The 24119-nt window shown below is 69.1% G+C and carries 22 protein-coding genes and 1 pseudogene; 13 read left to right on the top strand and 10 right to left on the bottom strand.

Going from position 1 to position 24119, the window contains the following annotated elements:
- Position 1 precedes the first annotated feature (1 nt).
- Positions 2-1510 carry an ABC transporter permease gene (locus FHR32_RS03080; RefSeq protein ID WP_184752796.1) on the bottom strand — a complete coding sequence of 503 codons (1509 nt, stop codon included), beginning with the start codon at positions 1508-1510 and terminating at the stop codon, positions 2-4.
- Positions 1511-1647: 137 nt separating this feature from the next.
- Complete coding sequence (locus tag FHR32_RS03075) at positions 1648-3354, bottom strand: ABC transporter family substrate-binding protein (protein ID WP_312881928.1); 1707 nt, start codon at positions 3352-3354, stop codon at positions 1648-1650.
- 744 nt (positions 3355-4098) lie between these two features.
- Between FHR32_RS03075 and FHR32_RS03070 the strand changes: the two genes are divergently transcribed.
- The 6 genes from FHR32_RS03070 (at position 4099) to FHR32_RS03045 (ending at position 10211) form a co-directional block, all read left to right on the top strand.
- Entirely contained in the window at positions 4099-5373 is a 1275-nt protein-coding gene (locus FHR32_RS03070; RefSeq protein ID WP_246465929.1) for an MFS transporter, read from the top strand.
- 55 nt (positions 5374-5428) lie between these two features.
- On the top strand, positions 5429-6118 hold the full coding sequence (locus tag FHR32_RS03065; RefSeq protein WP_184752790.1) for an aminoacyl-tRNA hydrolase: 690 nt from the start codon (positions 5429-5431) through the stop codon (positions 6116-6118).
- 261 nt (positions 6119-6379) lie between these two features.
- Entirely contained in the window at positions 6380-7318 is a 939-nt protein-coding gene (locus tag FHR32_RS03060; protein WP_184752788.1) for a hypothetical protein, read from the top strand.
- Positions 7319-7429: 111 nt separating this feature from the next.
- On the top strand, positions 7430-8023 hold the full coding sequence (locus tag FHR32_RS03055; RefSeq protein WP_312881924.1) for a Maf family protein: 594 nt from the start codon (positions 7430-7432) through the stop codon (positions 8021-8023).
- A gap of 113 nt (positions 8024-8136) precedes the next feature.
- Positions 8137-8886, top strand: coding sequence for an EI24 domain-containing protein (locus tag FHR32_RS03050; RefSeq protein WP_184752784.1), 750 nt, complete (start codon positions 8137-8139; stop codon positions 8884-8886).
- Positions 8887-9092: 206 nt separating this feature from the next.
- Entirely contained in the window at positions 9093-10211 is a 1119-nt protein-coding gene (locus FHR32_RS03045) for a DUF4192 domain-containing protein (protein WP_184752782.1), read from the top strand.
- A gap of 4 nt (positions 10212-10215) precedes the next feature.
- Here FHR32_RS03045 and FHR32_RS03040 read toward each other — a convergent pair whose 3' ends face one another.
- On the bottom strand, positions 10216-10554 hold the full coding sequence (locus FHR32_RS03040; protein WP_184752780.1) for a hypothetical protein: 339 nt from the start codon (positions 10552-10554) through the stop codon (positions 10216-10218).
- A gap of 232 nt (positions 10555-10786) precedes the next feature.
- Here FHR32_RS03040 and FHR32_RS03035 point away from each other — a divergent pair, with 232 nt between their 5' ends.
- Entirely contained in the window at positions 10787-11335 is a 549-nt protein-coding gene (locus FHR32_RS03035) for a DUF1707 and DUF4870 domain-containing protein (protein ID WP_312881923.1), read from the top strand.
- A gap of 54 nt (positions 11336-11389) precedes the next feature.
- Here the strand turns inward: FHR32_RS03035 and FHR32_RS45715 are convergent, their stop codons facing one another.
- The 3 genes and pseudogenes from FHR32_RS45715 to FHR32_RS03020 all read right to left on the bottom strand — a co-directional run.
- The gene (locus FHR32_RS45715) at positions 11390-12127 is read right to left on the bottom strand and encodes a septal ring lytic transglycosylase RlpA family protein (RefSeq protein WP_312881922.1); all 738 of its coding nucleotides are present in this window, start codon (positions 12125-12127) and stop codon (positions 11390-11392) included.
- Between the two features lie 326 nt (positions 12128-12453).
- Positions 12454-12930: a HAMP domain-containing protein gene (locus FHR32_RS03025; RefSeq protein WP_184752776.1), complete on the bottom strand. Its 477-nt coding sequence runs from the start codon at positions 12928-12930 to the stop codon at positions 12454-12456.
- Positions 12927-13103, bottom strand: a pseudogene (locus tag FHR32_RS03020) (winged helix-turn-helix domain-containing protein); the annotation flags it as partial. The gene FHR32_RS03025 and the pseudogene FHR32_RS03020, both read right to left, overlap by 4 nt.
- Before the next feature lie 59 nt (positions 13104-13162).
- On the opposite strand from FHR32_RS03020, the gene FHR32_RS03015 reads away from it, so the two are divergent.
- Positions 13163-13366 (top strand): hypothetical protein, encoded by a 204-nt coding sequence (locus FHR32_RS03015; RefSeq protein ID WP_184752774.1) that lies wholly within the window; start codon positions 13163-13165, stop codon positions 13364-13366.
- A gap of 48 nt (positions 13367-13414) precedes the next feature.
- Here the strand turns inward: FHR32_RS03015 and FHR32_RS03010 are convergent, their stop codons facing one another.
- Both FHR32_RS03010 and FHR32_RS03005 read right to left on the bottom strand, forming a co-directional pair.
- Entirely contained in the window at positions 13415-14941 is a 1527-nt protein-coding gene (locus FHR32_RS03010; RefSeq protein WP_184752772.1) for an ATP-dependent DNA ligase, read from the bottom strand.
- A 116-nt stretch (positions 14942-15057) separates the two neighbouring features.
- Positions 15058-15432, bottom strand: coding sequence for an FKBP-type peptidyl-prolyl cis-trans isomerase (locus FHR32_RS03005; RefSeq protein ID WP_184752770.1), 375 nt, complete (start codon positions 15430-15432; stop codon positions 15058-15060).
- Positions 15433-16053: 621 nt separating this feature from the next.
- Between FHR32_RS03005 and FHR32_RS03000 the strand changes: the two genes are divergently transcribed.
- The 5 genes from FHR32_RS03000 to FHR32_RS02980 all read left to right on the top strand — a co-directional run bounded on the left by FHR32_RS03000 (position 16054) and on the right by FHR32_RS02980 (position 21710).
- Positions 16054-17355: an ABC transporter substrate-binding protein gene (locus FHR32_RS03000; protein WP_184752768.1), complete on the top strand. Its 1302-nt coding sequence runs from the start codon at positions 16054-16056 to the stop codon at positions 17353-17355.
- A gap of 82 nt (positions 17356-17437) precedes the next feature.
- Positions 17438-18409 (top strand): carbohydrate ABC transporter permease, encoded by a 972-nt coding sequence (locus FHR32_RS02995; protein WP_184752766.1) that lies wholly within the window; start codon positions 17438-17440, stop codon positions 18407-18409.
- Positions 18406-19293, top strand: coding sequence for a carbohydrate ABC transporter permease (locus tag FHR32_RS02990; protein ID WP_312881920.1), 888 nt, complete (start codon positions 18406-18408; stop codon positions 19291-19293). Before FHR32_RS02995 ends, FHR32_RS02990 begins: the two co-directional genes overlap by 4 nt.
- Positions 19290-20714 (top strand): GH1 family beta-glucosidase, encoded by a 1425-nt coding sequence (locus FHR32_RS02985; RefSeq protein WP_184752764.1) that lies wholly within the window; start codon positions 19290-19292, stop codon positions 20712-20714. The genes FHR32_RS02990 and FHR32_RS02985 overlap by 4 nt, the downstream gene beginning before the upstream one ends.
- Positions 20715-21710 carry a LacI family DNA-binding transcriptional regulator gene (locus FHR32_RS02980; RefSeq protein ID WP_184752762.1) on the top strand — a complete coding sequence of 332 codons (996 nt, stop codon included), beginning with the start codon at positions 20715-20717 and terminating at the stop codon, positions 21708-21710.
- Here the strand turns inward: FHR32_RS02980 and FHR32_RS02975 are convergent.
- Positions 21694-22692, bottom strand: coding sequence for a LacI family DNA-binding transcriptional regulator (locus FHR32_RS02975; protein ID WP_184752760.1), 999 nt, complete (start codon positions 22690-22692; stop codon positions 21694-21696). The two genes, FHR32_RS02980 and FHR32_RS02975, sit on opposite strands and share 17 nt — an antisense overlap.
- Positions 22689-24068 carry a GH1 family beta-glucosidase gene (locus FHR32_RS02970; protein ID WP_184752758.1) on the bottom strand — a complete coding sequence of 460 codons (1380 nt, stop codon included), beginning with the start codon at positions 24066-24068 and terminating at the stop codon, positions 22689-22691. Before FHR32_RS02970 ends, FHR32_RS02975 begins: the two co-directional genes overlap by 4 nt.
- Positions 24069-24119: the final 51 nt, after the last annotated feature.

Raw genomic sequence — 24119 nt, 5'->3', positions numbered from 1 at the left:
TTCACGACAGCCGGATGCGCGGGTCGAGGTAGGCGTAGAGGATGTCCGCGATCATGTTGAAGACGACGATCGTGGTCCCGGTGACGATGAAGAACGCCATGACCGGCGCCGGGTCCACCTCTTGGAGTCCCTTGGTGAACATGAAGCCCATGCCCCGCCAGCCGAAGACGTTCTCGGTGACCACCGCGCCGCCGATCACTCCGGCGAGGTCGAAGGCCATCAGGGTGGTGATCGGAATGAGGCCGTTGCGGAAGGCGTGCTTGACCACGACCGTGCGCTCGGGCAGTCCCTTGGCCCGGGCGGTGCGCACGTAGTCCTGGTTCATGACCTCCAGCATGCTCGCCCGGCTGTATCGCGTGTAGGTGGCCAGCGAGACCAGGATGAGCGCCATGGTCGGCAGCAGCAGGTGGCCGGCGCTGTCGAGGTTGAGCTGCCAGAAGTCGCCGTTGTAGTTGGGGGTGCGGGCACCGATCGTCGAGATGGGACGGCCGCGCACGGTGGTGGCGTAGGGGGCGAAGGCCTGGAGCATCCGGTCCAGGAAGACCATGCCGCCGGTGAACACGCCGGTCAGCACGGTGGCGGTGATCGCCTGCTGGCGCTGCAGACCGCCGAAGGCGTAGCCGAGGCCGACGCAGACCGCGATCGTCAGCAGGAGCAGGCCGCCGATCTCCAGCCAGGTCGGGTCGGCGATCGCGGAGCCGAGCACCTGAGAGCTCAGCGCGCCGATCAGGGCCGCGCCAAGCGCCGCGTACAGCGGGCCGCGATACTGCAGCCCGGCGGCCAGGGCGGTGAAGCCGACCGCTGCGGCGAGACCGAAGGCCAGGATGAGCGGGGTGCCCAGGCCGGGGTCGGCGAACCAGCGGGTCACCGACAAGACGGTGAACAGCACGCCGCTGACCGCGAATCCCACGGCGAAGCCGACGAGCCGGCGCTTCCGCTCGCCCACGGTGAGTGCGCCGAACGCCAGACCGCCGATGAGCGCCAGAAGTCCGATCACCACGGGAGGGATGCTCGGATCCTTCAACCAGTTGTTGAACTCGATGGCGACATACTGCTTGAGCATGACCGCCACCCAGAAGAGCGGCAGGGAGAAGCAGACGAAGGCGGCGAAGGTGACGGTGTAGTCGAAGCCGCTGTACTGACGGAGCGCGGAGACGATGCCGATCACGATGCCGACCGTGATCGCCAGGACGGTGGCGGCGAGCACGAGCTGCATGGTGGAGGACAGCGCGTCGCCCAGCATGGTGGCGACGTCCTGTCCGTCGCGGTTCACACCGAGGTCGCCGCGGACGATTCTGCCGAGCCATCCCACGTAGCGCAGGAGGACAGGGAGGTCCAGCTGCATCCGCTCGACGCGGTCAGCGATCTTGGTTGCTTTCTGTGGGCTGGCATCCTGGCGGAGGTCTTCAAGTGGGTCGCCCGCGAACGCGGTAAGGACGTAAATGATGAAGGTCGCCGCCAGGAGGACGAAGAACGAGATGACCAGTCTCCGCGCGATGAAGACGATCACTTCGTCACCTCCCGTTCTTGGAAGAGGGACTGCGTGGCTCAGGGTCGGGACCGGTAGCTTGTGGCCTTCCGGTCCCGACCCTGGTGTGGACGGTGTTCGTCAACCGCTGAAACGGCCGGCGATCTGGGGCGATGAGGCTAGCTGATGGTCCACTTGTCCATGTTCCAGCCGATGCCCGCCTGAGTCGGGTTCGGGACGACGTTCTCGACGCCCTCGGACCACGCGGTCAGGTTCGGGTTCTCGTAGAGCGGGATGGTGGCCAGGTCCTGCCACATGATCTTCTCGGCCTCGGCCAGCAGGGGGGTCTGGTCGGCCTCGACGACCGTGCTGTTGGCCTTCTTCAGCAGCTCGTCGACCTTCTTGTTCGAGTAGCAGCCGTTGTTGTTGCCCTTGTGCTCGCTGTCGCACTTCGAGGCCGTGGTGTAGGTCGAGGTGGAGCCGCTGATCAGGGCGGAACCGGTCCAGCCGAAGAGGGCGACGTCGTAGGTGTTGTTGGCCAGGCCGGTGCCGAAGAAGTCCTCGGCGCCGTTGTCCTTGACCTTGAAGCCGGCCTTGTTGCAGGAGTCGCTGATGAGCTGGGCGACCGAGGTGCGGCGCGGGTTCGGGGTGTTGTAGCCGATCTTGACCTCGAGTCCGGTCTTGCCGGCCTTCTCCAGCAGGGCCTTGGCGCCCTCGATGTCGACCGTGTCGTACTTCTTCTCCTCGCCGCCCAGGCCGGCGACGATGTCGGGGTAGCTGGCCTGCACGCTGGAGGTGATACGGGCCTCGAGGATCTTCGCCTCGGGGTTCAGCGGCTTGATCAGGTTGTCGACGATCAGCTGCCGCGGCACGCACTTGGCGAACGCCTCGCGCAGGTTCTTGTCCTTGAACGGGCTGGAGTCGAAGTTGAAGTCCAGGTGGTCGAAGAAGTACTGCGGACCGGACTTGACCGTGACGGCTTCCAGGGCGTTCAGCTGGTTGAGGACGTCAGGGCCGGGCTGCGGGGCGGCGATGTTGACTTCGCCGTTCTGCAGCGCCTGAGCCTGCTGGTCCAGCGCGATGTAGCGCTCGACGACCGTCTGGACCGTCGGCTTGGTGCCCCAGTACTTGTCGTTGGCGACCAGGGTCAGCGACTGCCCGGCGTCGATCTTGGAAAGCTTGTACGGGCCGGCGGAGGGGATCAGGTCCTCGCTGAGGAGCGTGCCCTTCATGATCCAGCCGTCGTTGTAGAACTTGGCCGCCTCGGCGAGCTTCTTGGCGTCGCCCGCCTTGACGGCGGCGATGAGCTCCTCCTCCGAGATGTTGCCCTTCTTCTCCACCACGTGGGCGGGCATGATCTGGCCCTGGGAGTAGAGGCCGCCGCGCCAGTCGGCGAAGGGCTCGGAGTAGACGTGGGTGATCTCCTTGCCGCCCTTTTCACAGTTGGGGGCGTCGGTGAGCTCCCAACCCGTGGTGCCGGCGGTGGAGAAGCCCTTGATCTTTCCGGAGTTCGCCGCCCAGGACAGCGCCAGGTCGTCACAGTCGATCGGCGTGCCGTCCGACCAGACGGCCGCGGGGTTGATCGTGTACTTGACGGTCAGCGGCTTGTCGGAGACCTTGTCGTAGGTGCCGAAGGCCGTGTCGGGCGTCACCGCGCCGTCGCCGCCGTAGTACCAGAAACCGGTCAGGACGCGCTGCAGGGGCTGGTTGTTGCGGGCCGCGTTCTCCGCGCTGGTGTTGCCGTTGTAGGAGCTGAACTCCTGGTCGAACGCGTAGCTGATGGTCTTCGCCGTGGCAGGGGCCGAAGCGGAGCCCGATGCTGCGGGCTTGCTCGCCGAGTCGTTGCCCCCGCAGGCGCTCAGCAGGAGTACACCTCCCGCCACCACCGCTAGAAACTTGCCAGATGTCCGCGCATGGAACACGGCGGTACTCCTTTAATTGTCCGGTCTGAGATCAGTGGCCAGCATTGTCGAACAAAGCTGAGCACCGCGACTCTCTCTCGGACAAGTGGGAGGACTGGGGTGTTGCAGACCTGAGACCAGCGGCGTCCCAAGCTGTAACAAAGTCGGGCGCAAAGCGCGAAACTCCTCAACTGGTGAGGATCAGGAAAAACGTAACGTTTGACCGAATAGTCCCAGTATGTGAGATCGCGGAGAGTAGTCGTAAGGGGTGATCAAAAACCCCGTCATGGTCGAAACATACTGGTAACACTGACGGGAAACTCACCGAAGTTCACAAGCATGATCGCTGAGGGTAGTTGATCGGTGGACCCTCCCGCCTCTCCGGAGGCCTTCGGGTCGGCGAGCCCCCGGAGGCGGCGCCGGCCATGTCGCGGAGTCTGCCGGAGAGTGCTGTCCAGGAATTCCTTTTCCGTAAAACGACTTCCGCCCTATATCGGATTGCCAAAGCATCTCGCGTGCGGAGCTTTTGTGTCCAACGGTGTTCCGCCCATGGCCACTCGGGCCGATCCGGCCGTCCGCCCACCCGGCGTGGCTGAGGAGTGCGTGGAGGGGGCTCTCCCGCGCATGCCGGCCCGCAGATCAGCATGATCACCACATGGCCCGATATTTGCGAATATTGGCATCCGGGCCACTCGTGAGCCCGTAAGGCCGGACTCCATGATTGGCGTCATGACAACGACTCTTCAGACGCGTACGCGTGGGCTGCACCGCGCCTGGATCGTGGCGGGAGTCGCGTTCGTGGCCATCCTGGGCGCGGCGGGGTTCCGGGCCACGCCTGGCGTGCTGATCACCCCGCTCCAGGAGGAGTTCGGCTGGTCCCGCGGCACGATCTCGCTGGCGGTCTCGGTCAACCTCATGCTTTACGGCCTGACCGCTCCGTTCGCCGCCGCCCTCATGAACCGCTTCGGCATGCGCCGGGTGGTCTCCTGCGCGCTGCTGCTCGTCGCGGCGGGCAGCGGGCTCACCATCCTGATGAACGCGCCCTGGCAGCTCCTCCTGTGCTGGGGCGTGCTGGTCGGTCTCGGGACCGGGTCGATGGCCCTGGTCTTCGCCGCCACGCTCACCGAGCGCTGGTTCGTCCGCCACCGTGGTCTCGTCACCGGAGTCCTCACCGCGGGCGGCGCCACCGGGCAGCTCGTCTTCCTGCCCGTCCTCGCCCACCTGGCCGTCGCCCAGGGGTGGCGCTCGGCGGCCGTCACGGTCACCGCCGCCGCGCTCGCCGTGGTCCCCCTCGTCTGGTTCCTGTTGCGCGACCGCCCGGAGGAGGTGGGCACCACCGCCCTGGGCGCCGATCCGGACGCGGCCACGACTCTCCCGCCCATCCGGGCCGGTGGGGCCGCCGCGCACGCGCTCACCGTGCTGTGGAGCGCCGCACGGACCCGTCCCTTCTGGTTGCTCGTGGGCGGATTCGCGATCTGCGGTATGAGCACCAACGGTCTGGTCGGCACCCACTTCATCCCCGCGGCCCACGACCACGGAATGGCCGAACCGACCGCCGCGGGGCTCCTCGCACTGGTCGGGATCTTCGACGTCGTCGGGACCATCGCGTCCGGCTGGCTGAGCGACAAGGTCGACTCGCGGATCCTGCTCGGCGCCTACTACGGGCTGCGCGGGCTGTCGCTGATGCTCCTGCCCAGCCTGTTCGGAGCGACCACCGAGCCCAGCATGCTCGTCTTCATCATCTTCTACGGGCTCGACTGGGTGGCCACCGTTCCCCCCACCGTGGCTCTGTGCCGGCAGATCTACGGCGCCGAGGGCGCGGTGGTGTTCGGCTGGGTCTTCGCCTCCCACCAGATCGGCGCGGCCGTCGCCGCGGTGGGGGCGGGTCTCACCCGTGACCACTTCGGCGCCTACGACCTCGCCTGGTACGTCGCAGGATTCCTCTGCCTGATCGCCGCCCTCATGTCGGTCGCCATCGCGAAGAGGGCATCCTTGAAGACGTGAACGAGCGAATCGAGCCGGTCGGCGGGTCCGGGGACACTCGGCGGGCAGGTGCTGCATGACCGGACAGAAGGTGCTCCCCATGGTGGTCAGGATCGAGCGGGCGGCCCCACCGGAGCGCACCGACGCCCTGGAGGCGGCCGCGCTCGCGGTGCTGACGCTGCTCGACGACCCCCGGACCCTCGGTGACGGCGAATGGGCCGAGCCGGTCCGGTCCTGGGAGAGCATCGGGATCAGGAAGGTCGTCCGGCGGGCGCGCGGCGCCGAGTGGCGCCGGGTGCTCGACCTGCCCGGCATCACGGTCGCCTCCGGCACCGCCGAGGTCCGGGTCCACCCGCCGGTGCCGCTCGACGACTGGCCCAGGGACCTGTCCAGGCTCCAGGTATCCGGCACGGACCTGGCCGACTCGACCCCGCCGGGGCCACCGGGAGAGGTGGTGCTCTGGATCAATCCGGAGCTTGCGATGTCGGCGGGCAAGGCCATGGCGCAGGCCGGGCACGCGGCCCAGCTCGCCTGGTGGGGGAGTGACGAGCAGGCCCGGCAGGCGTGGCGTGACCGGGGGCGGGCGGCCGCCGTACGGACCGCCGGTCCCGCCGGATGGGCCGCGCTGGTCGGCTCGGGTCTGCCGGTGGTCCGCGACGCGGGGTTCACCGAGATCGAGCCCGGATCGTGCACGGTCGTCGCGGACGCGCCGTGGCTGCGGCACGGCGGTTTCCGGACCGCGGGCCACGGGCCGCTCAGGTCATAGTGACGGTGCCGGCGATCACTTCCCCGGCGGGGGGTGAGCGGGTCTCGGAGAGGCTGCCCGGCCGTGTTCTCCGGGGCGGATCCCGGAGGACACGGCCGGAGCGCGGCGGTGTCATCGCAGGCAGGAGTTCCGCCCCATGGGGGAAGGCACTCGTTCTCGAAGTGTGATGGGGATCGCGCACGGGAAAACCGGATTTGTCGTACGCTCCCGATCGTGCTCGATGGGTTGGGTGGGACTCCGGGGACCCGGGGGACGGGTTCTGTGCCGACGTACGTGACCGCCGAGGCGGACACGTCCGAGTTGCCGAAGGTGGTCGCCGAAGGCCCGCCGAAGCCGTCGCTCAACCTGTCGGGATCACCGGTCAAGAGGTCGCGCATCGGCGACCTGCCGATGCGCGTGATCTACCGGATTCTGGCCGTGGTCACCGCGGTGGTCGTGGCCGCCGTCGCGGCCGTTGCCGGGCTCATGTATTCCGGCTCCTCAGATCAACCGGGCGAGGAGGCGTCGGGGCCGATCGCCGCGCCATCTGCCGCGACACCCTCGCCCGGTGTCGGTTCCCCGGGGCCTTCCCCCTCGGGGTCGGCGTCCCCGTCTCTCTCCCCGTCGCCCTCGCCGACCGTGAGCGCGGCCCGTGCGCCGGGGCGGAGCGCGGCCGTGGTCGCGGCCCTGTCGGACCCGCGCGTTCCCGGAATGCCACGCGGCAAGCGGCTGGCGCGGCTGCCCGGCAAGGAGCACAAGGCCAAACTCCGGCTGCAGGACGCCAAATCGGGTGTCTCGCTGGCCCGGCTCGCCAGACCGTGGAAGACCTACGGTGCCCCGCCGTTCTCCACCAAGCAGGTGCTGCCGAAGGTGAAGGGCGGGGTCACCCGGGCGATGTTCGTGAGCTGCCCCGTGCCCATCAAGGTGCAGGACACTCCGGAGGAGACCGCGCTGCTGGCCGCCCGCTGGACGCTCAACCACCATCCCAAGGGCAGCACGATCGCGTGGACCGCCTCCCAACCGGTCGAGGACGGATGGCTGCTCGCCTACCGGGTGAAATACAAGATCAAGGCCAAGGCGCGCTTCTCCATGGCCGCCGTCGTCGTGACGGAGGTCCCCGGTGCCGCCAGACCTGCCATGGTCTTCGTGACGATCCCCGACGCCCAGCGCGCATACTGGCGTGACATCAACACCGCGGTCGCCTCGGTCCGGTTGAGGTAGCTCCTCCCCGGGCCGGAACCGCCTCATCCGCCTGGCGGCACCCAGCGGGCGTGGTCCTTGCCGCCGTCAAGGGGGTTCCGCACTCGCCGACAGGGCCTAGGCTCGATGGACGTGACCCAGATCATTCTCGCCTCCGCCTCGCCCGCCCGCCTCGCTCTGCTCCGCAGCGCCGGACTCGACCCCAAGGTGGTCGTCAGCGGCGTGGACGAGGAGGCCGTCATCGCGGCCGGCCCAAGCGAGCTCTGCCTCGCGCTGGCCCGCGCCAAAGCCGCGGTGGTGGCGCGTGACCTGACCGACGGCCTGGTCATCGGCTGCGACTCGGTGCTGGAGCTCGACGGTCAGGCCTACGGCAAGCCCTCCTCGGTCGAGGAGGCCGTCTCGCGCTGGGAGAGCATGCGCGGCCGTGAGGGCCGCCTGCTCACCGGCCACTGCGTGATCGACGTCGCCGGCGGACGGGAGGTGGCGGAGGTGGGCGCCACGGTCGTGCGTTTCGGCTCTCCCACCGACGCGGAGATCGCCGCCTATGTCGCCACCGGTGAGCCCCTCCACGTCGCGGGCGCCTTCACCCTGGACGGAGCGGGCGGTTGGTTCGTCGACGGCATCGAAGGCGACCACGGCAACGTCCTGGGCATCTCCCTTCCCCTCCTGCGCCGTCTCTTCGCCGCCCTCGGCGTCTCCGTGCCGACTCTCTGGCGGAACAGCTGACCACCCCGCCGCCGTCCCGCGGACGGGCCTCCCCCTCCCGGTACGGCGGAGCACCGAGCGGCGGCCTCCGGCACCGTGCGCGATGATCCGGTGATCCCGCTAATCTTCCGGGCATGGGTCATTTCCGCTCCTTCGTGGACGGCATAACGTTCTTCTTCCAGGGACTGCGCTGGGTCGCGCGCACCCCCCGGTGGTGGCTGTTCGGGCTGATCCCCGCCCTGATCGTGTCCGTGCTCTACGCGGTCGCCCTCTACTTCCTCGGCACCAACGCGGGAGGTCTCGCCGAGTGGGCGACACCATTCGCGGACGGATGGGGCCAGGCGGCACGGAACACCCTCCGGACCCTGGTCGGACTGCTGATCGTCGGCATCGGGCTGGTGCTGTCCGTGGTGACCTTCACCGCGGTGACCCTGATCGTCGGTGACCCCTTCTACGAAAAGCTCTCGGAGAAGGTCGAGGAGAGCTACGGCGAGGTGCCGGGCGGACACGAGGTCCCTCTCTGGAAGTCGATCCCCAGATCCGTCAGGGACAGCCTGATCACTCTCGGATACGTGCTGCTGTTCACCATCCCGCTGTTCTTCCTCGGCTTCGTGCCGGTGATCGGGCAGACGGTGGTGCCGGTGCTGGGCGCCCTGGTCTCGGGCTTCTTCCTCACGGTCGAGCTCACCACGCTGGCCATGGAGCGCCGGGGTATGGCGCGCAAGAACCGTTTCGCCGTCCTCCGGGGGAACAAGGCCGCGGCCCTCGGCTTCGGCGGGCTTCTCTTCCTGGTCTTCCTCGTCCCGCTGGGCGCGGTGGTCGCGATGCCCGCCGCCGTCGCAGGCGGGACGATCATGGTCAGAACTCGCCTGGTCTCCGCCTGACCGGTATTTTCGAAGGGCACATACCCCGTCCTTCACGGCAGGGGCGGCCAGGAACGGCCCCGTACGTCCAAGGTCTGCCCACCGCCTGACAGGGAGACGCCGACAGAGAGGACGGCTTTCCACAGGGACGCCGTCGGGAGGCTCGGGCGTCCACAGAGCGAGGTTCGGCGCGATGGCCTGATCGAAATCCGGCGAGGCTCTCGGCCATGACAACCGACATCCCGGCTCTGCCCGTCCTGTCCACCCCGCAACCTCGCCTGCTCCTCGGCTCCACCGAGGACGTCCTCGGCGCCGTGCCCTACCTCGTGGGATTCCATCCCGCCGACAGCCTGATCGTGATCGGGCTGAAGGGAAGGCCGCCCCGGGGGCGGCTCCACCTGACCGTCCGATGGGACCTGCCACTGCCCTCCCCGGGGCTCGGCCAGATCATCACGTTGCTCCGCAAAGAGCGGATCGGCCAGGTCATCGTCATCGGCTACGGTCCGGGTCCGCTGGTCACCCCTGCCGTGGACGCGGCTCTCACGCTGCTACGCCGGGGTGACATCACCATCGTCGACGCGCTCCGGGTGGAGAACGGCCGCTACTGGTCCTACATCTGTTCCCGGGCCGACTGCTGCCCAGCCGACGGCACGCCATACGAGCAGGAGGCCAACGTGATCGCCGCCGAGGCCACCGTGCACGGGCTGGTCGCCCTGCCCGACCGGGAGACCCTGCAGCGCTCGCTCGACCCCGTCGGCGGGACCGCCCGGCTGGCCATGCGCCAGGCAACGGCCCGCGTCACGGAGGAGCTGCGGGGCAGGCTCGCCGGATGCGCGGACCTGGAAGGGTTCGCCGCGGAGTTCGTCGCCGACGGGGTGGCCCGGGTCCGCGCGGCGATCGCCGCATACGCTCACGGTGAGCGGCTCGACGACGAGCAGGTGGCCAGGCTGGGGCTGGACCTGGCGGTGATCCGGATCCGTGACGAGGCGTGGGCCCTCGCCACCGAGGACACCCGCGACGTCCACCGCAGGCTCTGGCAGGATCTCACCCGGCGGCTGGAGCCGAGATTCGTGCCTCCGGCCGCGGCCCTTCTCGGCGTGGCCGCCTGGTGTGACGGTGACTCCGCGCTGGCCGGCATCGCCGTCATCCGCGCATGCGAGGTCGACCCGGGATACTCGATGGCGAACCTGCTCATGCACGCACTCCACCATCTGCTCCCGCCACACGTGCTGAGAGAGAGGATGCCCAGCCCCGAGGAGCTGGACCAGGAAATGGGCAGCCCCCGGACGGGGTGGCTGTTCCCCATGATCGCCTTATTGGAGGAGCCGGAGGCTCCAGCTGGGTGAGCGGTCAGCCCTCGGCGCGTCTGCGGCGTTCGTTATAGGCCCGCACCCGGGGTGGGTAACCGGTCAGCTGCACGTCGTAGACGGGAAGGGACAGGTCACGGGCCACCTTGCGGATCACCGCGGGTGAACCGACCCTGCGCCTGGTCCACTCGCCGTCATCGGCGACGGCCATCGCGGTGGTGTCGGTCGCGAAGGTCTCCGGTTCGACGTAGAACTCCACACCACGACGGGACTTCGCGAAGGCGATGAGCGCCTCGACATCAGCGTCGGTTGCCTCACGGTCGAACTTGGCGATCTTCGGCCCGCGAAGACGTCTCAACCCATAGCGATCCCGCCATCTCATGACTCTTTATATACATCTCCCGGAGGTTTCATGGTGGACAGCCAGGGTGGACTCTAAGGGACATCCAAGGGTTCATCCGGATGGACCGGACGAAAGTCGTCGACAAACATGGAAGACAGAGCGGCGACGAAGGGGACATCGGTTCATGGCAGGCACAGTGAGACCATCGGGAAGCCCGTGGCGCGGGAGCATGCCGGCACCCGGCGCCCGGCCTAACCATGTTGACCTCAGGGTGAGCAACCAGGATCGCGAGCAGGTGGTCGAGCATGTCAAGGCCGCCTATGCGGAGGGACGGTTCGACAAGCTCGAGTTCGACGACCGGCTGGAACGCGCGATGACGGCGCGCGTCCATGGCGACCTCATGCCGATCATGCACGAGCTGTACGGCTCGCGCCCGGTCGCCCCCGCGGCCTATCCGCCCGTGACGGGCTGGGGGGCGCCGGGTCATCATCACCACATGCGGGCGGATACGGCAGGAGAACGCCTGGGCGCGGCGGCGGCGCACCTGCTGCCGCTGACCGGCCTGCTGGCGATCGGTCCGCTGATCATGCTGCTCGCCGGGGGCAAGACCTCGCCCTACATCCGCAAGCACGCGGTGGAGGCGCTCAACTTCCAGCTGACCCTGCTTGGGGCCACCGTGCTGCTGGCGATCACCTTCGTGGGCGTCGTGCTGATGCCCGTGCTCTGGATCGGAGGCGTGATCCTGTCCGTGGTCGGTGGCCTGGCGGCCTTGGGCGAGGGAGGTTTCCGTTACCCGCTTACGCTGCGCCTGGTGAAGTAGCCCTGTTCAGGTGGTCCGGTGCCGCGTCTCGCCGCGCGGACGGAAGGGGCACGGTCAGGTGCCGAGGACCTCGTATCTGACCCGCATGACACCGGCGCCGGTGCTGCCGATGGCGGAGAAGGCGGCCCTGGACAGGTCGAGGCAGCGCCCGCCCACATAGGGCCCGCGGTCGTTGATCCGGACCGTCACCGACTCGCCGGTGGCGGGGTTGGTCACCCGGACCCTGCTTCCCAGGGGGAGGGTCTTGTGCGCGGCGGTCATCGCCCGAGGGTTGAAACGCTCGCCGCTGGCCGTCATCTGCCCCTCGTTGTAGAACGAGGCGCCGCAGGAGCCAGTGGAGATCACATGAACCTTCGGCCTGGTGGTGACCTTGGGCGCGCGGGGCTTCTTGGTCTTCGGCGTGCTCTTCGATGTGGCGGCTCCTGCCTCGCCTGACGCGTCCTTCGCCGGTGAGGTGCGGCCCTTGCCCGATGCCGCAGTGGGAGTGACGGCCGGAGCGGGCGGTGGCGTGGTGAACTGGTCGGCGGTGGCCGTCGTGCTCCCGGCTGTCGCCTCCTGGGGGGAGGGGGAGACGGGAGGGCCGGTCTCGGGGGAGCGGGCAGCGGCCAGACCGGCGGAGGCGGTCGTCTGAGCGGCGTCGCCGCCGGCGGAGATCGCCCAGATGGTGGCCGAGACCACCGTCACCGCCATGACACCGGCGGCCAGTGTGGCCAGGCGCTGCCTGTTGGCCGGCGATTTCTGCGAGGGGGAGGAGTCAGGGGAGGGGGAGGAGTGCAGGCCCAAGGGAACCACGATCCAATGTCGGGGACAGGACGGAGAAGGGCCGTGCGCAGGGGAGATGGGGGCGCGCGACGGCCGATCTCGACGGCGGGGTACAGGGGGTTCCTCGCCGTGATGCGGTTGACCATATGCGACAAACCATCAGTAAAGGCAAGTTAATAGGATGATGGTGATTTATGCCACTTTCGTCAAGAAAGTGGATCAATTTAGATAAAGATCGGCCTGTTCGGGGCCGGAAGGGACAGACCGGTGCCACTTGCTTGCTGGTCCGGTCCTCAGGTTCCGACCGGGATGGCGGGCGGCAGGGATCGACTCACAACACCAGGGCCACGGTCACCTCAAGCCCGCCTTCCGGGAGGGGGCGGGCCTCCAGCGGTGAACGCGGCCTCCAGCCGATCCAGCAGCTCGTCGAAGGTGTCAGCCAGTTCCTTGAGCTCGTCGTCCGGCCCGGACGCGGCCAGCCGTCGGTCGAGCCGGTCGGCCGTGATACGCCGGACGGTGGTTGTCATGTCGGCCAGCGGCCGCAGTGCGCGCCCGGCCATGAGCCAGCCCAGCAGCATCGACGCGAACGCCATGACCGCCAGCGCGATCAGGGAGTTGACCAGCAGCCGACGCAGGTTCTCGGCCCGCGGCTCCTCCAACTGGGACACCGGGACCGGCAGGTCGAGCCCCCCGAGTGACGCGGGAGCGGCCGGCGGTCCGGGGAAGGGCGAGTGTTCGACCAGGAAGTAGATGAGGGCGACCAGCAGCACCCCGGCCACCAGGAACAGGCCGCTGTAGAGCAGGGTCAGACGCAGCCGTACCGTCCGCCTCATATCCGGTAACCGGCCTGCGGGACCGTCTCGATAAGCGGAGGGGTGCCGAGCTTGCGGCGCAACCGGCTGATCGTCACCTTCACGGTCTGCGTGAACGGGTCGGCGAACTCGTCCCAGCCCCGCTCCAGGAGCCGTTCGGCGGAGACCGCGGCGCCCCCGGCGGCCAGCAGCTGGCCGGCGCCCGGATCCGGGCGACCAGTTCGGCGAAGGCGAACGGCTTGGGACCGCCTGCATGCGCTCGCACGGGCTGCCTGACTTTCCCGAGGTCACGGTCTCCTCGGACGGGCTGATCAACCTCGACATCAAAGGCGACCGCGTCGACGCCTTCTCCCGGGAGTACGGCGCGGCGGTGAAGGCGTGCGAGTCGATGTTGCCCGTCGGCGCCGGTCTGCCGGGTGCGCCCGTGGCGCCGTCCGCCCCGTCGCTCCCGTCCTGAGGGGCCCTCCGCCCGCTCTCCGGCACGGCGCGTGGCCGGCTGAGTCGGTCAGAGCATGAGGGAGCGCACCATCTCCACGGTGTCGGCCTCTCCGGCGTTCTTGTCGGGGCGGTAGCGGATCACCCGGGCGAAGCGGAGTGCCATCCCGCCGGGATAGCGGCTGGACTGCTGGACCCCGTCGAAGGCGATCTCGACGACGAGCTCGGGCCGGACGACGACCGTCCAGCCGTCGGTAGGCCCCTCGGCAAGCCCCAGGAAGCGCTCGGTCTGCCAGGCGAGCAGCTCGTCGGTCAGACCTTTGAAGGTCTTGCCGAGCATGACGAACCCGCCGGTCTGCGGATCGCGGGCGCCCAGATGCAGGTTGGAGAGCTTGCCTTCGCGCCGGCCGCTTCCCCACTCGACGGCGAGGACGACCAGGTCGAGAGTGTGCCGGGGCTTCACCTTGATCCAGCCGGCGCCACGCCGTCCGGCGGCGTAGGGCGTGTGCAGCGACTTGACCACCACGCCCTCGTGGCCGCTCCTGACGACGTCCTTGAAGAACGCCTCCCCGCGCGCGACGTCGTCGGTGACCAGACGGGGCGTCACCAGCTCCGGGGGCACGGCCGCGGCCAGCGCTGCGTGACGCCTCTCGCCCGGCAGCTCCAGGAGGTCGGCGCCGTCCACCCGGAGGGCGTCGAAGAAGAACACGCGGAGCGGGGTCTTCTCGCGCACCCGGGTCACGTCGATGCGGCTGGACACCCGGCCGGAGGTGACCTGGAAGGGCTTGGGTCGACCGTCGGGACGCAGCGCGATGACCTCGCCGTCCAGGACGAGGTCGTCGGAGGGCAGCGCACGGACCGCCTCGACCAGCTCGGGCACCTGGGCGGTGATGTCGTCGAGGGTCCGGGTGAAAACGCTCACCGTGTCGCCGGAGCGGTGCGCCTGGACCCGCACGCCGTCAAGCTTCCACTCGATAGCCGCCGAGCCGCCGAGCTTGCCCAGGGCGGCGGCGACGGAGGTGGCGCTCTGCGCGAGCATCGGCGACACCGGGCGGCCGACCTCCAGGTGGAAGGCGCGCAACGCCTCGACACCGCCGCTCAGTGCGGCGGCGCCGACGGCGGGTAGCCAGCCACGGAGGGTCAGCGCCCGGCGGACCTCGGTCGCCGGCACCGCGGCCGCCTTCGCGATGGCCTCGATCATCACGCCGTCCAGCGCGCCCTGCCGCAGCTCGTTGCGGAGCAGCCGGAACAGGAAGGTCTGTTCCTGGCGGGTGAGCGCTCCGAACAGCTCGGCGATCAGAGCCTTGCGCGCAGCCTGGGAGCCCGGGCCCGCCTGAGCCTTGACACGGTCGAGGAGGTCGTTGACCTGGCGCAGGGTGGCGGTCGCGGCCAGGCGCGGGTCCGGCGGGTCCTGCAGGCCGGCCCAACCCACGCCGATATGGCGCTGCGGCAGCTCGCCGGAGAGGTAGGCGATGGCGATCTCCGCCTCGTCCGGCGTGACCCGGCCGAGCAACTCCGCGAGATGGCCGACCTTGGCCAGCCGGGCGGAGCCCGCGGCAACGGCGGCGGAGGTGCGCGCAAGATCGATCAACAACACAAGGCCCAGCCTAAGAGCTGGGGGTGACATTCAGGGAGTGCGGATCCCGCTTTTCGGAGTGATCCCCGGGGGACATGGGCCGTCCCTCCCCGGAGGGACGGCCCATCGGCGGAACGTCAGCTGACGCCGAGCAGGTCCACGACGAAGATGAGCGTCTCGCCCGGCTTGATGCGGGCGCCCGCGCCGCGGTTGCCGTAGCCGAGGTGGGGCGGGATGGTGAGGCGGCGACGGCCGCCGACCTTCATGCCCGCGACGCCCTGGTCCCAGCCCGCGATGACCTGGCCGCCACCCAGCTGGAAGTCGAAGGCGTCACCGCGGTTCCACGACGCGTCGAACTCTTCGCCGGTGGAGAAGGCGACGCCGACGTAGTGCACGCTGACCCTGTGCCCGGGCTTGGCCTCAGGGCCGTCTCCCTCGACGATGTCGACGATCTGCAGCTCCGCGGGGGCGTCGCCCTCCGGAAAGTCGATCTCCGGCTTCTCCAGTGCCACGTGGTTCTCCTTGATTGGATACGCGCCGGTTGCTTTCCGACCGGCCGCACGACTCTACGGGGTCCGGCGGCCGGATGAGGGACAGAGGGACACGGCGGCTCCTGCGTCGCGCTTTCGAGGCGGCCCAGGAAGGGGGGCAGGCCATATGACTCCCGGAGGTGGCTCCCCGCCGGCAGGCGGCCGTCGTCCCCGGGGTGGTGCGGTGGATCGGACAGGTGTCCGTGAAGGGTCCTGCGGGCCGGACCGGGCCGGCCGAGGCCGCGGATGGCCGGCCGTCGCTCCGCCAGTCGGCGGGGAACCTGGGGAGCGCTCCCTGCAAGGGAGGTCGACGGCGGCGGCCGGTCCGTCACGGGCTGTTTCCGACGCTACGAAATATGGCCGCCACGCGATGTTCATCTGACTTTTTCTACTGGGAGCGTTCCCTTGATCTTGCAAATAGGCTTCCTCCACTCATTTGACCTGCGAAAACGCAAAGAAAAACGGGAGAGCGCTCTCCATGAGGGGGCCGGCAGGTAACAGCGATCGTTATCGGAGAGGTCGTTGACACGTAACTCCGCTGCCATCAATCTGCTCAGGGAGCGCTCTCTCCATGATCACTTATGAGGACCCTAGGAGGGTTCCATGCGCAAGCTACGTCACCGGTTCCTCGCCCCGATGGTCGCCGTGTCGGCGCTGGCCGTGAGCCTCGCCGCCTGTGGTGGCGACGGCGGTGGCACCGCCGGAAGCAGTGCGTCGGCCTCCCAGCCGGGAGAGAAGATCAAGCTGACCGTCGCGCTGTTCAGTGACTTCCACTACGCGCCGTTGTATGAGGCGTTCAAGAAGACCCACCCCAACGTGGAGATCGTGGAGCGCCGCTCGCAGTTCAACGACCACCACACCAACCTCATCACGCAGCTGACCACCGGTGCGGGCGCCGCCGACGTCGTCGCCGTCGAGGGCGGCTACATCGGCGCCTTCACGCCCGTGCCCGACAAGTTCTACAACCTCAAGGACTACGGCCTGGAGCGGCGCAAGAGCGAGTATCTCGACTGGAAGTGGCAGTTGGGCGTCTCCAACGACGGCTCCTCGCTGATGGGACTGGGCACCGACGTCGGCGGCCTGGCCATGTGCTACCGCCCCGACCTGTTCAAGAAGGCCGGCCTGCCCGCCGACCGCGACGAGGTGTCGGCGCTCTGGCCGACCTGGGACGCCTACATCGAGACGGGCAAGAAGTTCGTCGCGGCCAAGGTGGCGGGCGCCAAGTTCACCGACGGCCCCGGTGAGCACTTCCGCGCCATGGTCGAGCAGGCCCCCGTCGGGTTCTACGACGACCAGTACAAGATCGTGGCCGGCACCAACCCGGAGGTGCGCAAGGCCTACGACATGTCCGTGAAGATCGTTGACGAGGGCCTGTCGGCCAAACTCGCCGCTTTCACCCCGCCGTGGAACACCGGGATCGCCAAGGGCACCTTCGCCACCATGGTCTGCCCGGCCTGGAAGACCGGCACGATCAAGGACCAGAAGCCCGGTGAGGGCGCCTGGGACATCGCCGCGGTGCCCGGTGGCGGCGGCAACCAGGGCGGCACCCACCTGATGCTGCCCAAGCAGGGCAAGCACCCCAAGGAGGCCGCCGAGCTGATCGACCTGCTCACCAACAAGGAGAGCCAGATCATGCTCTTCAAGGAGGCCAGCGCGCTGCCCTCGCTGCCCGCCCTGTACGACGACCCGGCGGTGGCCGACTACGTCAACCCCTACTTCGGCAACGCGCCGATCGGCAAGATCTTCACCAGCGCCGCGAAGGCGCTCAAGCCGCAGCACGTGGGTCCCAAGGCCGGCGACGTCCTGCTGGCGTTCAACAACGGCCTCCAGCGGGTGGAGCAGGGCAAGCAGAACGCCGAGGAGGCCTGGACGCAGGCGCTGAAGGACGTCGGCAGGATCAAGTAGTCCGTCCTTCCCCCGGCCGACTGGTCTCGCACCGGTCGGCCGCCTGCCTCCCACCCCTGACGAATCGCCGAAAGGAGCTGCCATGGCCACCCGCGCACCGGATCGCCTGGCGGCGGTCCCCCCGGACGGGCCGGTGCGATCTCGCCACCGCCTCCGCCGCCACCTGGTCCACCAACTCGACGTCAAGGGCTCGCCGTACGCCTACGTGGCCCCGTTCTTCCTGCTGTTCTCCGCGTTCGGGCTGTTCCCCCTGGCCTACACCGCCTGGGTGAGCCTGCACGAGTGGACACTGCTGTCGGACGAGCACACCTTCGTCGGTCTGGACAACTTCAGGGCGCTGCTCGCCGACGACTACTTCTGGAACGCCACCTTCAACACCCTGTCCATCGGGGTGCTGTCCACCGCCCCGCAGCTGCTGCTGGCCATCTGGCTGGCCCACCTGCTCAACCGGCCGCTGCGGGCGCAGACCTTCTTCCGCGTCACGCTCCTGCTGCCCAATGTGACCAGCGTGGTCGCCGTGGTGGTCATCTTCAGCCAGCTGTTCGGCCGGGACTTCGGCGTGATCAACTGGATGCTGGGCTGGTTCGGCGTCGACGGCGTCGCCTGGAACGAGGGGGTGGCGACCTCCCACGTCGCCATCTCCGTCATGATCATGTGGCGGTGGACGGGCTACAACGCGCTGATCTTCCTGGCGGCCATGCAGGCCGTACCGCGCGAGCTGTACGAGGCGGCCACCCTCGACGGCGCCAGCGGAGCCACCCAGCTCCGTAAGATCACCATTCCGATGATCAGACCCACGATCATCTTCGTCGTCATCACCTCGACGATCGGCGCCATGCAGGTTCTCGCAGAGCCACTCCTGTTCGGCACCTACAGCATCTCCGGCGGCCCGGACCGGCAGTACCAGACGCTCTCGCTGCTCATCTACGAGAACTTCACCAAGCTCGACTTCGGCTACGCCTCGGCCATCTCCTGGATGATGTTCGTCTTCATCGTCCTGGTCGCGGGCGTCAACTATCTGCTCACCCGCCGAGCAAAGGGGGGACTGACGTGAGCGCCCGCACCGCCGCCCCCGCGGCCCGGCGCCCCCGCACCACCGTCCCCGCGGCCAGACGGTCCCGTTCCGGCGCCGCCCGCAGGCTCACCTATCTCACCCTGACCGCGGTGGCGTTCTTCTCGGCGCTGCCGCTCTACTACAGCGTCGTGGTGGCCTCCCGGGACAACGCGGCCCTGGCGGATGTCCCACCCCCGCTGCTGCCCGGCGGCAACCTCTTCGCCAACATCGCCCGCGTCTTCGACACGGTCCCCTTCGCACTGGCGATGCTCAACTCCGTCCTGGTGTCCGGCTCCATCGCGATCGCGGTGATGTTCCTGTCCACGCTGGCCGGGTTCGCCTTCGCCAAGCTGCGTTTCCGCGGCAGGAACGTCCTGCTGGTGCTCACCGTGGCGACCATGATGGTTCCGGCCCAGCTCGGGATCATCCCGCTGTACATGCTGATGGTGAAACTCGAGTGGACCGGCACCATGTACGCGCTGATCGCGCCCGCGCTCATCAACGCGTTCGGCGTGTTCTTCATGACCCAGTACCTGTCCCGGGCCCTGCCGACCGAGCTGCTGGAGGCCGGCCGGGTTGACGGCTGCACCACCTGGGGCCTCTTCTGGCACGTCGTACTCCCGGCCGCCCGCCCCGCGGCGGCCGTGCTCGGCATGCTCACCTTCATGTCGGCCTGGAACGACTACTTCTGGCCGCTGGTCGTCCTGACCCCGGAGGACCCGACGGTGCAGGTCGCCCTGTCCACTCTGGCCAGCGGATACGTCAACGACTACGTGCTCGGGCTGGCGGGCACCACGCTCGGCACCCTGCCGCTGGTCGCGGTGTTCGCGTTGCTCGGCAAGCAGATCATCGGAGGAATCATGCAAGGAGCTGTGAAGGGATGACCGCGGTCGGCATTCGGGGGGCCTCCCTCACACAGGGGCGCGCGGACTTCCCCACCGGTTTCGTCTGGGGCGCGGCCACCGCGTCCTACCAGATCGAAGGGGCGGTCAAGGAGGACGGCAGGCGGCCGTCGATCTGGGACACCTTCTCCGGCACGCCGGGCAAGGTCGCCGGGGGTGACACCGGTGACGTGGCCTGCGAGCACTACTTCCACTACGCCGACGACGTCCGGCTGATGAGCGACCTGGGACTCGCCGCCTACCGGTTCTCCGTCGCCTGGCCTCGCGTCCAGCCCGACGGCACCGGCCGGATCAACCCCCGGGGCCTGGACTTCTACAGTCGCCTGGTCGACAGGTTGCTGGAGGCCGGGATAACGCCGTACGCCACCCTCTACCACTGGGACCTGCCCCAGACGTTGGAGGACGCCGGCGGCTGGCCCGCGCGGGACACCGCCCACCGGTTCGCCGACTACGCGCGGGCCGTACACGAGCGGCTGGGGGACCGGGTCCAGCACTGGACCACCCTCAACGAGCCGTGGGTGTCGGCCTTCCTCGGCTACGGAAACGGGGTCCACGCGCCGGGCAGGCAGGACCCCGCCGCCGCGCTGCGAGCGGCCCACCACCTGCTGCTGGGGCACGGGCTGGCGACGCAGGCACTCCGCGCCGGAGGAGCCGAGGAGATCACGCTGGTGCTCAACCTCGCGCCGGTGATCACTCCCGCGCAGGTGCGCGACCCGGCGGCCGAGCCGTCGGCGGCGGACGCCGAGGCGGTGAACCGGATCGACACCCTGCTCGTCCGGCAGTTCCTCGATCCCGCGCTGCGTGGGGAGTATCCCGCGGACCTGCTCACGATCGTCGAACGCAACGGCGGTCTCGCCCACATCCATGACGGCGACCTCGGAACCGTCCACCAGCCGATCGAGATGATCGGTATCAACTACTACAACCCCTGCGTGGTCGAGTCCGGGCCCGGCGAGGCCGCCGACGCGGCATGGCCGGGCAGCGAGGACGTCCGCTTCTGCACGGCCGACGCGCCGGTCACCGCGATGGGCTGGCCGATCGTGCCCAACGGACTGTCGCGCCTGCTCCTGCGGCTGGCCGACGACTATCCCGAGGTCGGCCTGATCGTCACCGAGAACGGCGCCGCCTTCGACGACGTCGTGGAGGACGGCCGGGTCCACGACACCGGCAGGACCGGCTATCTGGACGGCCATCTGCGCGCCGTACACGCCGCGATCGCCGAGGGGGCGGACGTGCGGGGCTATCTGGTCTGGTCGCTGCTGGATAATTTCGAGTGGGCCGAGGGGTACAGGCGCAGGTTCGGCATCGTGCATGTCGACTTCGCCACCCAGCGACGCCTGCTCAAGGACAGCGCGCTGTGGTACAGCGAGGTCATCAAGCGGAACGGACTACGGGGGAGCTAGATGAGACGACCCACCTTGGAGGCGGTCGCCGCCCGGGCCGGAGTCTCCCGGTCGACCGTCTCCCGGGTGGTGAACGGTCAGACCACGGTGACCCCGGACATCCGCGAGATGGTGCTGCGGGCGGTGGAGGAGCTGGGCTACGTTCCCAACGGGGCGGCGAGGAACCTGGTCACCCAGCGGACCAACTCGGTCGCGCTCGTCGTCTCGGAGTCCCCGAACCGGGTGTTCTCCGACGATCCGATGTTCTCCACCGTGATCCGCTCGGCCAGCATCGAGCTGGAGGCCGTCAACATGCAGGTCGTGCTCCTGCTGGCCGGATCCCCCCAGAGTCACGCCCGGGCGGAGAACTACATCGCCGGCGGCCATGTGGACGGTGTCATGCTCGTGTCGAGTCACGGCGCCGACCCGCTGCCCGTCGCGCTCACCCGGCTGCGCGTCCCGGTCGTCTCGTACGGCCGGCCGGCCGTGCCGGTCGCCATCCCCTACGTGGACAACGACAACGTGGGCGGCGCCGCCGTCGCCGTGCGTCACCTGCTGGAGCGGGGGAGGCGGCGGATCGCGACGATCGCCGGACCGCTGGACATGATCGCCGGTCAGGACCGGCTCACCGGATACCGGCAGGTGCTCCAGGACTCCGACCGCCGTTCCATCATCGCGGTCGGCGACTTCACCCGGGAGTCCGGCGCGGTCGCCATGCGCCAGCTCCTGGCCGACGACCCGGAGCTGGACGCGGTGTTCGCCGCCAACGACCTGATGGCGATCGGCGCCATGCACGCGCTGCGGCAGGCCGGCCGCCGCATCCCCGACGACGTCGCCATCGTCGGTTACGACGACATCGAGGCCGCCCGCTACACCGATCCGCCGCTCACCACAGTCCACACCTCGCACGCGAAGCAGGCCGCCGCCATGGTCCGCCTGTTGCTCGGCCTCCTGGCGGACGGCCCCACCGACCCGGTGATCATGCCTACGGAGCTCGTCGTCAGGTCATCTTCGTAGACTCCCGCACCACCAGCTCGGTGGGGAGCACCAGCGGCGCCCGCTCCTCGGGGTTCAGCACCATGCGCGCCAGCCGGCGGCCCATCTCCACGGTCGGCTGGCGGACGGTGGTCAGCGGCGGCTCTGCGTAGGCCGCGGCCGGGATGTCGTCGAAGCCGACGACGGCGACGTCGCAGGGGACCCCCCGGCCCGCCCGGCGCAGCGCCCGCAACGCGCCCAGCGCCATCAGGTCGTTGGCCACGAACACCGCGTCCAGCTCCGGGTCGTCGGCCAGGAGCTGGCGCATGGCGACCGCGCCGGACTCCCGGGTGAAGTCGCCGACCGCGACGATGGAACGGCGGTCGGAGTCCCGCAGGACGTTGCGGTAGCCGGAGAGCCGGTCGACTCCGGCGATCATGTCCTGGGGACCGGCGATGGTCGCGATCCGGCGGCGGCCCTGTTCCACCAGGTGCCGGACCGCGTGCTCGGCGCCGCCGATGTTGTCCATGTCCACGTAGGGCAGATCGCTGGGCACGCCGGGACGGCCGCTGCAGACCACCGGGACGCCCCGCCGGGTCAGGATTCCCGGCAGCGGATCGGTCCCGTGCATCGACGCGACGATCACACCGTCCACGTGCCCGTTGGTCGCGTAGCGCTCGACCCGGTGGTAGCTGCCATCCGGACCGGTGAGCATCAGCACGAGCTGTTTGTCGGCCTTCTCGATCTCCATGCTGACCCCCCAGATGATCCCGGCGAAGGTCGGGTCGTCGGAGAAGACGCGCGTCGCCGGCTCGGGGAACACCAGGGCGATCGAGTCGGACCGCTGTGTGACCAGGCTCCGCGCCGCCTGGTTGGGGACGTAGCCCAGCTCCTCCACGGCGCGGTTCACCGCCTCACGGATCTGCGGGGCCACCCGGGAGGAGCCGTTGATCACTCGTGAGGCGGTCGCCCGGGACACCCCTGCCCGGGCGGCGACCTTCTCCAGAGTCGGCCGGACTCTCACAGCCCGTTCCGGCGGACGACCTCGCGGTACCAGAGCGCGCTGTCCTTGGGGGTACGGCGTTGCGTGGTGTAGTCGACGTGCACGACGCCGAACCGCTTGTTGTAGCCCTCGGCCCACTCGAAGTTGTCCAGCAGCGACCAGACCAGGTAGCCGCGCAGATCGGCACCGGCCTCGATGGCGGCGTGGGCGGCGCGCAGATGCCCGTCGAGATAGGACACGCGGTCCGTGTCGTGGACCTGGCCGTCCTCCACGACGTCGTCGAAGGCCGCGCCGTTCTCGGTGATGATCAGCGGGGTGCCGGGGTAGTCCTGCGACAGCCGCACCAGGAGGTCGGTCAGCCCGAACGGCTGGACCGGCCAGCCCATCGCGGTCTTCGGCACATCGGGGCGGGGGAAGGCGATCCCCTCGCTGCCCGGGTAGACGGGGTTGGCGGGTTCGCCGGTGCGGGCGGCCACGGTCTGTGGATTGTAGTAGTTCACCCCCAGCAGGTCGATCGGCCGGCTGATGACCTCCAGGTCGCCGTCCCTGACGAAGGACCAGTCGGTGAAGCGGCCGGCCCGCCCGACCACGTCGGCGGGGTACTCCCCGCGCAGCACCGGGTCAAGGAAGATCCGGTTCTGCAGGCCGTCCACGACGGACACCGCCTCGGCGTCCTCGCCGAGCACCGGCGAGAGGTTGAGCGTGATGCCGATCCGGTCCGCCCCCGCCGCGCGCAGGGCCCCGACCGCCAGCCCGTGGCCGAGCAGCAGGTGGTGGACGGCGGCGAAGCTCAGCTCCGGCTCGGTACGGCCAGGCGCGTGGATGCCCGACGCGTAGCCCAGGAAGGCCGAGCACCAGGGCTCGTTCAGCGTGGTCCACGTCTCGACCCGGTCGCCCAGCCGCGCGTGTACGTACTCGGCGTACTCGGCGAACCGTTCGGCGGTCTCCCGGTTGGTCCAGCCGCCTCGATCCTCCAGGGTCTGCGGCAGGTCCCAGTGGTAGAGCGTCACGATCGGGGTGATGTCGGCTCCGTGTAGCTCGTCCACCAGGCGGTCGTAGAAGTCCAGGCCGCGCGGGTTGGCCGGGCCGGAGCCGTCGGGCTGGACGCGAGGCCAGGAGATGGAGAAGCGATAGGCGGAGAGGCCCAGATCGCCCATGAGGCGGACGTCTTCGGGGTAGCGGTGGTAGTGGTCGCAGGCCACGTCGCCGGTGTGCCCGGCATGCACCTTGCCGGGGGTCCGGGAGAAGGTGTCCCAGATGGAGGGACCCCTGCCGTCGTCCCGGGCCGCGCCCTCGATCTGGTAGGCCGCGGTGGCGGCGCCCCAGACGAAGCCCTCGGGAAACCTCAGCACGCCGGAGTCCTTGAGGATGGGGGACTTTTCAGCGGAGATGGTCATATCCTCGCCGCTCCATTCTGTTCCGCAGTTCTGTGAGAGCGCTCTCTGGAG

This window comes from Streptosporangium album, assembly GCF_014203795.1.
GTDB classification, from domain to species: Bacteria; Actinomycetota; Actinomycetes; order Streptosporangiales; family Streptosporangiaceae; genus Streptosporangium; species Streptosporangium album.
The sequence above is the reverse complement of the archived record's forward strand: the minus strand, read 5'-3'. Positions and strand labels throughout refer to the sequence as shown.